Source organism: Mycoplasma sp. CSL10166, assembly GCF_017116885.1.
Taxonomy (GTDB): domain Bacteria; phylum Bacillota_I; class Bacilli_A; order Mycoplasmatales; family Metamycoplasmataceae; genus Mycoplasmopsis.
In genome coordinates this window covers 348,207-363,305 of the sequence record NZ_JAFIRF010000001.1, presented here as the reverse complement: position 1 = coordinate 363,305, position 15,099 = coordinate 348,207, and the positions used below count along the sequence as shown (strand labels likewise).

Sequence of the window (15,099 nt, the reverse complement as noted above, 5' to 3'; positions counted from 1 at the left end):
ATCTAAATAAGAAAAAAATATCTTATTTAGATTTTTTTAAAAAGGATTTATATCATTTAGCACACAATAAAATATTTTACTTCAATAAAGTAAAGAAATTAACTCCCCTAAACTTTCTTCATCGTTTTTTTCAATTTCGACACATAGCGAAGTTACATCATCATTAAAAGAAGTTAAATAATTATCGAAAGACTTATAGCTAATTTCGTTAAATTGTTGCATAGTTAAATTACTAAAATTTGTTAATAAATCATTATAATCTGCATTAGAAGATAATTGAAAATCAAAATATTTCTGTTTTATTTTAAAGTAAACTACTAATTTATTAATGTTATTAGAGAGAATAGATTGCCCTAAAACAGAAATATCTCCAGGAAATTCAGCATAATCATTAAAAGTGTTTTTATTTAATGTTTTTTGATTAAAGTTATTAGCAAACAAGTTCATTAAATTTGTCAAAAAATCGTCATATGCAATAAACAAATTTAAACTACTTTTTCTAATTTTCATTTTTTGCTCTTGCTTACTAAATTTATTTAAATATAACGCTAATTTTAATGAATTATTGAAATATAAATTATTGGTCAAAATATATTTAGATGCATTTTTGTAACCATTGATTAATTTAATTATATTTACTCCTTGTGTTGCTAAAACAATTAAACAAATTTCAGTTAATATATTATAAGTTTTATTAATTTGCTCTGATACAATAAAAATATTTTGATTTGGTATATTGAAATTATCAATATATTTTAACCAGGTACTTTTTCCAACGAAATAAATTAATTTTTTTATTAAAAAATTACTGGCTTGACGACTAAATTTATCTAATAAATAATTAGAATAAAATAAATTATCCTTATCATCTTTTGAATTAAAACCATCTAAAAACATTATTGCAAGATTATTTCCTTTTGAAAAATTAAAATAATAATTAACTTTTTCTTTAAAAACCTCTTTAGAATCTGAGCTATTTAAAAATAATAATTTTACTTTTTTCTCTATATTATAGTCATATAATCCAAAAATATAATTTAAAACACTTTTTAATGCTAATTCAGTGTTTTTACTCGACCAAACGATAAGGTACTCAACATTATTAGAATAAATTAAATTACAATATTCAATAATTTTATCAATTCCATTAATAGAATAATTTATAGCAATATCATCGAATTCTAGATTTTCTGATCCTTTAAAATTTAATGATTTAATTTGATTTAACAAGTCACGATAATCTTCATTTTCAATTTTATTATTAATAATTAAGTTATTATTGGCTATTATTTTAATTTTTGACATTTTCGATACCATTTTTTGTGTGTTTGCCCGTTGTCTTCTTTGAAATATTAGCTAATGTGAATGATAATAAATTTTTAAATCCACCAGGAGTTTCCTTTAACTTATAAATAATACGATTATTTAATTCGTTAGTATGATTTCTCTTAAAACTTCCTTTTCCTTCATTTTTTTCACTATTAAACGACAAAACAACAAAATTAATCAAGTCATTTTGTCTTAAAATATTATTAATATTTCTATTAAAATCTGTAATTTCATTTTTGAAAATCACAAATTTTTCTAATTCTTTTGTCTGAATTATCGCATAGTCATTGAATACTTTTTGAACTTTTCCAATCTTTATTTTTGGGTACTTATTTTCCATATTTTAAATTATAAACTTTTTACAAAAATACCTATTATAATATGCTTATTTTTTTATAATTTATACATTAAATGATATAATAAAAAACATATTAAATTATTCACTAATATTGCATTTATGCAATAAAACAAACAGCAAAATAGCATTCTCAAAAGAGGTGAAAATGAAAAAAAGAAGACTAAATTTAAAATCTAAAATACTACTGTCATTTGGAATAATTGGAATTGGTTCAGCAATTAGCATTGCGTCAATGTTTTCGTACGCTAATAATTCTGACGAAGTAAATGGTTCATACTCATACATAAGCTCAAAAGAGTTAAAAAATGACTATTCAGCAATATATGATGAAAATAAAAATTTAAAACCCGAAATAGTAATTTTGGATCCGCTAAAGAAAAATATAGTGGCTAAATCAAATGAAAATCAAACATTGTTTTGATTCACAAACGAAGCTAACACAAAATATGGTTTTGATGACTTTTATAACGAATATTTTGAAAAATATAAAGAATCATTTATATTGGAAGTTAAATACGGTTCATTTAGTTTTTATGATGAATATGTATTAGCAGTAAAACCACAAAAGTTCGTTCAATTTACAAAATGATTTATCAACAACGTCTCATGAGGTCCAGACTTACTTACACTCGAGAGTTTTAGAATAGTTCCCGGAGTAGAAGAAAATGGTAATGCAATAACTTTAGGATCTCATTCAACCATACATAAAGAAGTTAGTGAAATCAAATTCTTTCCAGATGCTTTTTTTGGTTCTATGCCTATATATTCAATTAAATCTGGTCCAGGTAATGCGTCAGATTCTTTAACATATTCATTATTTAAAGAGTTGACAACTAAACAAAATGTTGACGAATATTTAAAGTCTATTCCCGAAGCTTCGGCAATTAAAAATTCAAAATTGCAAAATGGAAATGATACATTTTTATCCTTAATAGGACCAAAAAGATTAATAGGTAAAAGATTTCTAGTTTATAATCCTAAGAATTTAGGTTCAAATAATTCAAGTAAATTTGTTGTTTTACCATTTGAATATACCGAAAAACAATTTAATAACGATTTTAACTCTAACTCCTTTGATTCTGAGTTGCATTTTAATGATTTTCAAGAAGCTACGATAGAAGATATTGTTACTTCAAAAGATAGAAACCAAAATAATAAACTTTTTCTAAATATTACTTTTAATTTCGGCAATAGAAAAGAAACAATCAATTTAAATGAAGATATGAATAATAAAAACTTCGAAGTAACATATCAAACATTTGAAAGCGCTATTTCAAACTCGTTAATTCACTTTTTAGATTTCTATGATGTTAAGATGTATGAAAATAAAAAAATTATCAAATTTATTGATTCACAAAAAAATATTTATTTTTTCTCTTCAAAAATTGAAGCATATAATAAACTAAAAGAATTTAAAGATTTAAATAATATTAAAGAAGAAGATAGAAATTCTTTAAAAGAATTTATCGTAAATAAAATTGATGTCAAAAATGGGATAATTACCTTTTCATTAAATGATTCGAATAATAACATCGAAAAAATAACGTTTAATTCAAAATCAATAAGTGATGAATATCTTCAAAACTTGAACAAACAATACAAGAACAAAAATATAAATAAAATAAATTATGAAAAATTAAAAAATAATTACTTTAAGTTAAAAAAAGAATTTAATAACTTAAAATTTGCGCTTAAATACAATGGAGCAATTACACCTAGATCTCTAACTGCAGGTCCTGAAGATGTCTCATTATTAGATAAAAACGGAAAGCCTATAGGTGGTTTAGAAAGCAGAAGGTACCAAGTATATAATGATGTATATTCAGACTTAATCGACAAAGTCATTGAAAAATATCCTCAATTATTAAAAACACAAAATGGTCCGCATATAGTTAAAAAACTAAATGATAAAGGATATTATGAATATCAATTAGAGGATGGTGAATATCAAGGATTTTCAGAAAGCGACAGAATTGGTATTCCTCTTATTTTAGGGGCATCATTTGATGATTTTCAAGGTATTTCAACTGACTTTTTAAAATATGTTGCAACTCACGAATATGGACATCATTTTACTTTAGACCAATCTCAAGCATTAAACGAAAAAGGTAACGCTGTTATTGTTGGTGGTTTATCAACTAGAGGCGGTTTAAACGAATCATCATACTACTCAATAGAAGCTTTAAAAAATTATCTTTATGCTAGAACTCATTTAGATGTTTCAAGAGTGAATGCACTTGGTACAAATGCCGAAAAAGGAGCTTTCTTTAAATTTATTTTCGGAAAAAAACAAGATGATGGAACATATAAATACGAAGAAAAAGAGACAGAAAATCAAATATGAGGAAATAAAAATAATGGTGAAAACATATATAAAACTCTTGAGAACCCTGAAAGAAGATTTTTACAAGATTTTGAAGGATTACAAAATGCTTCTAAAATAAGAAAAAATGACTTAGGTGATTTATTTATAGCCAATTCATTCGATGAAAATTCCGGTACATTAAATCCGTATATTACAGGAAAAGCAAAAGCTTTTAAAAGCAAAAATGATCAACAACCAAATAATACTTATGAAGAAATTAGTATTTTAAAAATAGCAAAAGATTTGAAAGATGGGTTAGGTAATAATTACTTAGATTTTATGACAATCAATAATAATGATTCCATAAACTTGAGAATAGTCGAATTAACCCAAAAAAACAACCAAATAATTGCAACAAAAATTAATTTATTCAACGAAGACGGCACTCCTTTAATAAATGTTAAATTAAACGAACCTCTAGATCAAGAAAGCATTAGATTTATTAATGAAAAAACTAGAATTATTCAAAGAAGTATATTGAATTCTATTATCTCAAATTACAGTGAAACTGGTTGAAATAATGAGGAAACATTTTTGGGTGGAGAAATTAAATCTTATTTTAAAACATTATTCGGTTATAAAGATGATAGCGGCTTATATAATTCAATTAAATATAGAAATAACTTAATCGAAATAAATCCACAAACAAACGGGTATAGACCAGATTCAGGAAGAAAATCCTTTGAATATACTTCAATAAATGAAGGGCAAAACAATGCAAAAACTTTAATTCAATACATTATAACTTCAAATAATTTAAGTAACGCTAGAGTCTCACAAGGACTAGTAGGGAATATTTTGGCGTATGTTAAAGATAACAAAATTACTAAATCATATTCATTCCCTTACGTTAATGATTCAAACTTTTTATCTAGTCAATTCGGTTATATAAATGCATTAAATACTTACAAAGATCAATTTGGTATATCACAAATATCAGGTTTTATTCAAACAAATCCTATTTTTACACTTTTAAGAACAGGCACAGGCCTTTTAACAACAAGAAATAATCAAACAAATCCTGTTATACTTTTTACTAACTCACAAAATAAAGTAGCAACTAGCCAAGAAATATTAGACGCATTAAGAAATCAAAATAATGAAAAATTATATGAATTAACTAATAAATTAATTTTTAACACTCAAAAAAAAGATTCTACACAATTGTTATATAATTCGTTCTCGACTAATCAAAATAAAGTTACAATCAACGATGTAGAAACAATTTCGTTTGATTCTTTTGAAAAACTATGAGAATTTAGTTCCATCGATTATTCAAAAGCACAATTAGAAAGTGTGACAATAAACGATAAAGGTATCGAAGAAAGTCATTTTAATTGAAATATTGATTATGTTAAAACTAAATTTGATTTAAATACATTTAAAAATAAAATTTCTAGTTCTGAAAACGACCCTCTTAAAAATATTATTTCAACATATAGCGAACAACAACTTGCTAATATAGCAATGTTTAGATTTAGACATTCAAATTATTTTATGGCTGTTAAAGATTTTAATCCGATTAATAATTTAATTGAAAATCAAGCTATTTTCTCAAAAGAATATGGAATTGTAATTTCAAACAATAACTTTAGAGAAGGTTTAACTTTCAATAAGCAAGATCCTCATTTTATTGATAATGAATCTAAATTTAGCATTAATGATATTCAAGACGCACTAAAAAAATATGTTAAAAAAATTCTTAACACAAATGAAGATGATCAAAATATATATAATTCGATAAATTCTCAAGACTTATATAAATTTATTGGTAATTTAATTATTTGAGAAGGGAATGGTTCATATCAAAGTTATGCGCTTAATCAAGTTCTTTTCGTTAATTTCTTAAACGGAGAGCCAACTAGCGATGTTATAAATTATAATCTTTCTAGAGTTGAAGCTTTATTAAGCGATAAATTTACCGACTATGTCTACAATTTAGCAGAAACACTAACTAGAGATTATGTTCAAACTACTTATGTGCCAAACTATAAGGATTTTGAGAACCTACCTAAATATCTAAAAGGTTTAAATGAAGCTACTTCAGGATTGGATTATATTGTTGACTCAACAGAATTATCTGTTTGAAATGATAAAAAAAATAATCAAGAAAACATTAATAACGGTGTATTAGAGGCAGTAAGAGCCCTAAAATATAGAGAAATTAACAAAAAAACTGCACAAATAAATTCTAAATATCAAGATAATTTAAATCAAAAACATTTAAATATATTAAAAATTCAAAATCAAATTAAACAAATTCAAAATGAAATCGAACAAATTAAACAAAATGATGATTTAACAGACGTACAAGTTCAAAAAATAAAAGAATTAAGTGAGCAAAACGATTCAAACGAGAACAAATTAAGCGTACTTAGAAAAGAATTTTCAGATATTTTGAACAAACTTAACAACGAAATATCAAATATTAAAAAAACTGCATTAGGCGACTTCTCAAATGAGAATATTATTTCAAGTAACGAACAAAGAAATTCTTCATATTTTGGTCAATTTTCCGTCAAAAGTAATGGTTTCTTTAAAGATAGATGACAAAAAACAAAAATTGGAATGGAATTGTATGATGATAATGGTGAAGAAATAATCGATAACACAATAAGATTAAAAGATTTTAATGGACAAAAAATTAACTCAAGAGCAAGAGCGTTTTTCATATCACAATTATTAAATTATGGTATAGGAAAAAGAAATGTATCTGGTATTTTTAGAAACAAAAGAAAAGACGCATTGGCCTTGTATGGTTATTTAGATAATCAAACTGCTTCAAAAATTGATAGAATACAATTTATAGACAAAGAAACTGGTGAAGCTAGAACTTTAAAAGTTAATATAAAAGATACTAATAACATTTTTTACCTAACAAAACAAGGTGATTCAAATTCAAAACACACTTTAAATGATGAAGGATATTCGACTTGAATTTCGGATTATGCTCTTATGGGTAAATATCGTGATACTTTACTAAAACCAAAACATCAATATTATGCTTACTTTATAGATTCTGAAGGTAAAAAAGTTTCGAACATAAACCTAGGAGATCTTGAATATATAGCAGAAAATGGTAAAACATTCGATCAAGCATCGATCAAGTTAATTAAAGAAGAAAATACAAACGAAACATTAATATCTGTAGATTACCAATTTAATATCACAGGATAATAAATAAGAAGGAGAAAAATGAAAAATAAAAAAATTAAAAAATCAATTTTTTATTTAGGAAGCATAATTTCTTTCGGTTCGATAACTGCCATTGTTTCTTGCTCAATGCAAAATAATGATAATGAACAAATAAATAAAAATAATTTAATAAATTATGATTTTGGACTTACAGCAGAACCAATTAATAATTTAAATTACATTAAATACAAGTCAATTGACAAAATACTTCCTTCATTAGTTGATTCTTATTTAAAAACAGGTCCTAACACAACCTTAAAAAGCGTTATCACTACAAATAAATTTAATTTTGTTATGGTGGACTCTTCTAACACAATCGACGTAGACGGAAACATATCTTCTAAATACTCTGATTTCATAAAAAACAATAAAAACTCTTTGGAAGAAGAAAGTGGTTTTGGTAGAGTTCAAGGTACTTGATATAGCATTGATGAATTTCAAATAGTCGGAGGGTTAGGTTCTGCAACTGTAGGTGACCCACGTACAAATGCAACATTATATGGTTTTAGAAATCCTAAAAACTCAAATAATTTTATGGCAATTACAGGAAGAGTAAATGCAAAAAGAAATCGTTGAAGCAATAATGATTTTGTTACAGCAAATGACATTAGAGATTATTTAGAATACATTTTAGACTTAAATACAGGCTCACAAAAGCTTGATGAAATAAAAAAATACGGAATTAGAGGAACAGATAGATTTATTGAAGCACAAAAAAATTACATCCAAAAGTTTAATAAATCATATTTAAATCCATGAGGAAGAAGAAAATATATTTTGGATAAATCTTCAAATACATACATCCAAGATCCAAACCAAAATATATGACAACCACAAGTTTTTAATGACAAAAATGAACCTTTAGATTTAAAAGAAGTTGAAGAAATTAAAAATGCATCATTAGATTTTGGGTTTTATACAGGTCAATTATTTTTAGATTATACAAATGAAGAAATTTCAGAAAATTTAATATATAACATCCATCAAGAAAATCAAAAAAATAATTTTGATTTAAATAAAGAAATTCAAGATTTTAAATTTATGGATAAAAACACAAATACTTTAATAACAAAGAAAATTATTAAAAATCCATTTGTTAATCCTGACCAAATTTTTAACCTTGAAGGAGAATCTATTTTAGCTAAAATAAAAAGTATTAGTTCGGACGAAAACTCGTTTTCAATGATATTTGATGAAAATAAAACACCAAGTTTAAACTTTTTATTATCAAATATTTTAAACGGATTATTCCCGGTTAATAGAAAATATATCGAAACAATTGCAGGCGGAATTGATAAATACGGCTCTGATACAAATATTTTTTTAACATCAGGACCGTTCTTAATGGATAGAAACAACATTTTGCTCGGCCCACAAGGATATATTAATTTAGTGAAAAATAATGATTATTTTGATGCTGATAATACAATTTCTAATAAAATTAAAATTTATTTATCTACTGATAAAAATACTAATTCAACATTATTTGAGGACGGTTTTGTTTCACAAACATATATACCTGCCAATAAAATTAATGAATATTGAACAAATCCAGAATATAAAGATTATTTAAACAAAAATCAAGGCTACGGGACAATTGGTTTTGGTTTCAATTTAGATAGCGAAACTAACGGTGAAAGTTATTTGAATGATCAAGATTTAAGAAATGCAATTTATTACGCAATCGATAGAGAAAAAATATTAAAAATGGTTGGTTGGGACTTTTCATTCCCTGTAAGCACATGGACTGCTTATGGACAATATAAAACTTTTGACGGTAAAAACATCGAAAACTACTTTAGTGACTTAAGTATGAATACTAAACCAGATGCTAATGGCGAAGGATCTAAGGAAATGTCATTGCAAAACTATGATTTTGTAGTACACCTAGCTAAAGGTTTTACATTTGAAAAAACAAGAAGAAGCGATATTGCCCACAATGAAACAGTTGCAAAAATTTATCTTGAAAGATTTAAGAAAAAATATCCTAACTTAAAAGATGTAACATTAAGATTTTTAAATAACTCAACTGATGAGCAAAAAAAAGCTGGTACTTTTTTATCAACCGAACTAAATAGAGTTTTCGATGGTTTTATTAAGATTGAAAACAAGAGCTTACCAGAAAATGCATTTGCTTCTTGAATTGAAGAAGGTAAATATGACATAATTTATCAAAATTACGATAAATTAGGTGGAAACGGTGCGCAAGACTACGTATCAGTTTTCTTTAAACCTGATGAAGTAGATTCTTCAATACAAAAAAGAATAGCTTTCAAAGATAATCCTGTAGGTTCATTTACTTACTCAACATATATTAGCCAATTAGTTTTAGATAAACTTAATATTAATAAAGGAGAATTATTAAAAAATTTATTAAATGAACTTTTGAATTTTGCCACAAAACAATCTCAATTTAAAAACGAATTTAATAAAATTAAAAAATCCCAAAAGTTTGTAGATGTATCTTCTTTAGCAACAAAATTAAGTAATGATTTTAAAGATTCATCTTTTAGCAATCAATTATTAAAATACGCTTTTGAGTTTTTATTAATCAACAATCCAAAAATTAAAAATAATAGATTAAACCATCTTGCAGAATTATTTATTTTTGAAAAATACGGAGTAAATAGAATTGAAAAATTAACATTAGACACTAAAAAAAGACTAAACATACAACAGTCGTTAAAAGATAAATCTGATACATCATCAATTGATTTTTGATCTAAATTTATCGAATTATCTTTCCTTAAAAAGGATGAAACATTTGCGCAATATACAGATCGTTTAAATGCATTCTTTTCGGCCAATTTCACAAACGAAGAAGTAAAACAAAAATGAACCCAAGAATATGTTTACGTTTTCATTGGAGAACTTGAAAAAATAGTTAGAGACTCAGCACCTGTTATACCTCTTATGGAAGTTGATACTAATTGAGAAATAACAAGAATCGGTGGAGTTGATTCACTTTTTAGATTTAGTTTGCAATATGCCTACGATTTTACAAGACCACCTAGACCAGGATTACCAAGAAAGAGAGGACAATAATGAAATTCAAAAAAGAGATAAGAGATAAAAAAACTTATTTTGTTGATTCAAATAAAATATTTTTTACCAATAAAAGAATTAATGACTCAACTTTAAAAGAAAAAATATTTACTATAAACTCACCATTTCTAAATTCAATCATTAGATTTATTAAAATAATGTTAGAATTTTTCGTAATAGGATTGATAGTTATAACAATTACATTCTTCTTAATAAATCTTGTCCCTGGTTCAAATTCAATTACTAGTGGTCTAAGTGATGAAACTGCTAGAAAAGTTAAAGAAGCTCAGTACGGATTAAATTTACCACTTATACAAAGGTACGGATTATACTTAAAAGGATTATTTAGAGGAGAATTTGGAATTTCACTTTCTCTTTTTCCGGAAAGAGAAATCAATAGTTTTATATGAGAACGTTTTTATAAATCATTTTTAGTTGGAATTTTTTCAGTATTACTAACAGTAGTTATTGGAATTAGTTTAGGTATTTGAGTAGGTAAAAATCCGGGTGGATTAGTTGATAATATTTCAACAATTTTAGTAAGTATATTTTCGTCAGTTCCGTCTATTATTTTCGCTTTAATCTTGGTATTTTTAGGAAGGTTAATGAATATTCCTTATATATTTGATGTAGATAATTTTGCAAGTTATATATTGCCTGGTTTGGCATTATCGTTAGGAAGTATTATTGTATATATTAAGTATATTAGAACAGAATTGAATCGTGAACTTAATTCTGTTCATGCTAAATTTGCATATTTAAAAGGATTAAGTAAAACCAAATTTGTTTGAAAACATGCTCTTAAACCTTCTTTATTCCCGATAGCCACATTCTTTCCGGCCGTTATTTTCGGTAGTTTTATTGGTTCTATTTTCATTGAGCAAATATTTTTTATACCAGGTTCTGGAGCAACCTTATTGCAAGCTATTCAAACAAAAGATTACAATGTTATACTATTTTTAATAGTTATGTTTACACTTTTAACAATATTATCATATGCGACAAGAGATATGCTATACGAAGTAATTGACCCACGTGTAAGAAGAAAAGGAGCATAAAAATGACAAGTAAACTTAATACATTTATTAAAAAATATGCCGATAAAATTCGTTCAAGAAATGATGTTGGCGAATCTAATAATTGAAAAGGCAATATTGCTCCCAATCCATTTTTACAACCTTTTCAATATCAAGCATGAAAAATAGTTGGTAAAACATTTGATTATCATGCGGATAAGGAACTTAAAGAAGAAACAAAAATATTTAAAGAGTTTGTTTTTAGATATTCAAAAAACTTCTCAGGTGTATTTGGTTTTATTTTATTAATTACAATAATCGTTTTAGCATTAATTATGCCCTTTACAACATTTGATCCTAATTTAACTGATGTTAATAATCGAAATTTAACTTTTGATCAGTATGATTCAAACAATGTATATCACTTTTTTGGTACCGATGATATTGGACGTGATTATTGAGCAAGGTTATGACATGGATTAAGATATTCTCTTTCATTAGCGTTAGTTGTTACTTTAATAGAAGTAGTAATCGGTTTAACAATAGGTATTATGATGGGTCAATTTGAAAAATTTGATAAAATAATGACTTTTATAATTAAAATTTTATCTGTTGTTCCGACAATAATAATTTTAATATTAATGACAATTGTTATTAGACCAAGTTTTTGAGTTATTGTATTTTCACTCTCATTTACTTCTTGAACAGGAATGGCAAACCAAATTAGAGCACAAGTAAAAAGAGCCAAACATTTTGAATGAGTTTCAGCATCAAAAGTTTTAGGAACTCCCATTTGAAAAATATTAAAAAATTACATACCTGTTATTTTACCAATCTTAATTACTCAGCTAGTATTTACAATACCAGGAGTTATATTATCAGAAACATCATTAGCATTTATTGGTTTAGCAATTGATGATGTTCCTACATTAGGTAACTTAATTTCTGAAGGACAAAAGGTATTCCCGACTTATTTAAGATATGTATTCGTTCCTTCTTCAATTTTAATTTTATTGACAACAAGTGTTCAATTGATTGGCGCAAGTGTTCAAGACGCCTTAAGAAGACAAAGATAGGAAAATATGAAAATAAAATCAAAAAGATATAAAAAACCAAAATTTAAATCAAAAAAAGTTAAAAAAGAAGTTGAATATATTTATATTAGAGAATATGAAGAAATTGAAGAATTAATAACTGAAACACATGAACACATATCTCAAAAACACGATGAAAAAATTAAATATGCTGAACAAAAAACTGAAGCAAACAATAAACTTGATGAAGAAATAAAAAATAAAGAAAAAAGGAATAAACAAAAAATAAATTTTTGTAATTGATTTAAGAATAAATTACTTCGAAAAAAAGATTTTGATTGGGAAACATTCTATAAAAATGTTGAATATCAAGAATTTAGTGATGGTACTAAATTAAAAATTGCAGCTGAAATTAAGAATATTAATTTATCATTTACAAATCCTGCTCGTCCCGGAGAAAAAAATAAGGTTTTAAGAAACCCTTCGTTAAAAATATATGAAGGTAAAGTGCATGCAATTATTGGAGAATCAGGTTCAGGTAAATCCGTTATAACATCTCTTTTATATGGGTTAACAGGCGATAATGCTGTAATTGATTCGGGAGAAGTAAAACTTTACAATAATAATGTAGAAAAATTTTCTTTTAAAGATTGAGAAAAATCACATTATCGCGGTAGAGTTGTATCAGCCGTTTTCCAAAATCCAATGTCAACTTTAAATCCAACCATGAAAGTTGGAGAACAAATAATAGAAGGTATGCTCGAAAACAAAGTTGTGCCAAATCGTAAAGAAGCATATAAAAGAGCGGTAGAATTTCTAAAATTAACAAAAATTAATGACCCGGAGGCGGTCATGAAATTATACCCACATGAAATGTCGGGAGGTATGATTCAACGTGTTGTTATTGCTGCAATAGTCGCTCTTGAACCAAAAATATTAGTTATGGACGAACCTACAACGGCGCTAGACCCAACAGTTCAAGCACTTGTTTTAGATATAATTAAAGAATTGCAAGAAAAACTTAAATTATCAATTGTATTCATAACTCACGATTTAGGAGTAGTAGCTTCAATTGCTGATTATATTTCAATTATGTACGCCGGACAAATCATTGAAGAAGGTACATCAGATGAAATTTTACATAATCCACAACACCCTTATACATGAGGTTTAATTTTAAGCATGCCTGACTTAAATAAAGGAAAAAGACTTTCTATAATTCCGGGGAGCGTTCCTTCAAGTTTAAATAACATTATTGGTGACGCTTTCGCAGTTAGAAATTCATATGCTCTTGGTAGAGATTTTAGTATCGATCCAGATTTTTACCAAGTAAGCGAAACTCATAAAGTAAAATCTGCATTACAAGATCCGCGAGCACCAAAATATCAACCGCCCACATTAATCCAAAAACTATGAGAGGAATATAAAAAATAATGACTGAGAAAATTTATAAAACTAAAAAATTCCTTTTTGGTGAAAAAAGATTTATTAGAAAACTAACAAAAGGCACTGAGCAAATGCTAGAACCTAATGAAAATCAAGAAATTTTAGCATCACTTAGAAACGTTGATATAAATTACGGGACCGGAACAAAAGAATTTAGAGCAGTTGCAGACTTAAACTTAAATATATATAAAGGCGAAGTTTTAGGATTGGTAGGTGAATCAGGTTCTGGCAAAAGTACTATCGGTAAAGCTCTTGTCGGTTTAGTTCCTTATAACTTTGGAGAAATAAAGCTTTTAGATAAAACCTTACCTAAGAAAATGGGCAGAGGTTTTAAAATGGGTAAATCACTAAAAGAGTATAAAGAAATTGAAAATTTCTTAGTTAATAAAGTTCAAATGATTTTTCAAGATCCTGCAAACTCGTTAAATCCACATGCAAACGTTGAAACGATAGTTTCAGAAGGTTTAACCAATACAAAAAATGCTAAAGAAATATATTTATACAATATAGATCAAGAAAATAAAAAAGAATTTTATTCTCAATTATGTGACGTACACCATAAAGAATTTTTTGGAGAATATGAAACTTGATTAGATGAACAAATTTCTAAAAATAATCAAATTGCCTATGAGGCATTTTATGTTGAAACTAATAATAAAGTTAGAAATATTAAAAATGAATATCTAAATAAATTTATGGATAAATATATTGAACAAAGAAATAAATTGAACAAACTAACCGAAAACGATTGTAAAAGATTATTAGTTCGCGATATTTTAAGTTCGGTTGGATTAGATGATTCTGTTTTAAGAAGATATCCACTTGAATTTTCGGGTGGTCAGCAACAAAGAATTGGTATATCAAGAGCAGTTGTTTTACGACCACAACTTTTAGTCGCAGATGAACCTATTTCAGCATTAGATGTTTCAATTCAAGCACAAGTTGTTAATATCTTTAACGAACTTAAAGAAAAATATAATTTGACTATTCTATTTATCGCTCACGATTTACGTATGGTAGAATACATCTCAGATCGTATTGCCGTCATGAATAAAGGAAGATTATTAGAGATTGGTACAACTGATGAAATAATGAATAAATCTTTACATCCTTACACAAAGAGTTTATTGGATGCTGTGCCATCTATTAATGGAAAAAAAGGAAGTTTGATTGGTTATAAATATGACATTAATATGCATAAATACACCGATGATAATCAGCCGCAATGACTTAAAATTAATGATGATCATTTCATTCTAGCAACTGAAGAGGAATTAGATTCCTGAAAAATTAATAATTATTAAACAAAAA

At 26.1% G+C, this 15,099-nt stretch carries 8 protein-coding genes; 6 read left to right on the top strand and 2 right to left on the bottom strand.

From position 1 onward, the window contains the following. Positions 1 to 36: 36 nt before the first annotated feature. Both JXZ93_RS01555 and JXZ93_RS01550 read right to left on the bottom strand, forming a co-directional pair. Positions 37 to 1,305 (bottom strand): hypothetical protein, encoded by a 1,269-nt coding sequence (locus JXZ93_RS01555; protein ID WP_205852527.1) that lies wholly within the window; start codon positions 1,303 to 1,305, stop codon positions 37 to 39. After that, complete coding sequence (locus tag JXZ93_RS01550) at positions 1,292 to 1,669, bottom strand: RNA-binding protein (RefSeq protein WP_205852526.1); 378 nt, start codon at positions 1,667 to 1,669, stop codon at positions 1,292 to 1,294. Before JXZ93_RS01550 ends, JXZ93_RS01555 begins: the two co-directional genes overlap by 14 nt. A 163-nt stretch (positions 1,670 to 1,832) precedes the next feature. On the opposite strand from JXZ93_RS01550, the gene JXZ93_RS04150 reads away from it, so the two are divergent. Genes JXZ93_RS04150 through JXZ93_RS01520 form a run of 6 tightly spaced genes read left to right on the top strand, consistent with a single transcriptional unit; the run spans position 1,833 to position 15,092 of the window. After that, positions 1,833 to 7,229: a PDxFFG protein gene (locus JXZ93_RS04150; RefSeq protein WP_205852525.1), complete on the top strand. Its 5,397-nt coding sequence runs from the start codon at positions 1,833 to 1,835 to the stop codon at positions 7,227 to 7,229. 18 nt (positions 7,230 to 7,247) lie between these two features. After that, positions 7,248 to 10,292 (top strand): ABC transporter substrate-binding protein, encoded by a 3,045-nt coding sequence (locus tag JXZ93_RS04145; protein WP_205852524.1) that lies wholly within the window; start codon positions 7,248 to 7,250, stop codon positions 10,290 to 10,292. Further along, the gene (locus JXZ93_RS01535; protein WP_205851894.1) at positions 10,292 to 11,350 is read left to right on the top strand and encodes an ABC transporter permease; all 1,059 of its coding nucleotides are present in this window, start codon (positions 10,292 to 10,294) and stop codon (positions 11,348 to 11,350) included. The genes JXZ93_RS04145 and JXZ93_RS01535 overlap by 1 nt, the downstream gene beginning before the upstream one ends. A 2-nt stretch (positions 11,351 to 11,352) precedes the next feature. Continuing rightward, on the top strand, positions 11,353 to 12,384 hold the full coding sequence (locus tag JXZ93_RS01530) for an ABC transporter permease (RefSeq protein ID WP_205852523.1): 1,032 nt from the start codon (positions 11,353 to 11,355) through the stop codon (positions 12,382 to 12,384). 6 nt (positions 12,385 to 12,390) lie between these two features. Beyond that, positions 12,391 to 13,776, top strand: coding sequence for an ABC transporter ATP-binding protein (locus JXZ93_RS01525; RefSeq protein WP_308699384.1), 1,386 nt, complete (start codon positions 12,391 to 12,393; stop codon positions 13,774 to 13,776). After that, positions 13,776 to 15,092 (top strand): ABC transporter ATP-binding protein, encoded by a 1,317-nt coding sequence (locus JXZ93_RS01520; protein ID WP_205852522.1) that lies wholly within the window; start codon positions 13,776 to 13,778, stop codon positions 15,090 to 15,092. The genes JXZ93_RS01525 and JXZ93_RS01520 overlap by 1 nt, the downstream gene beginning before the upstream one ends. Positions 15,093 to 15,099 lie beyond the last annotated feature (7 nt).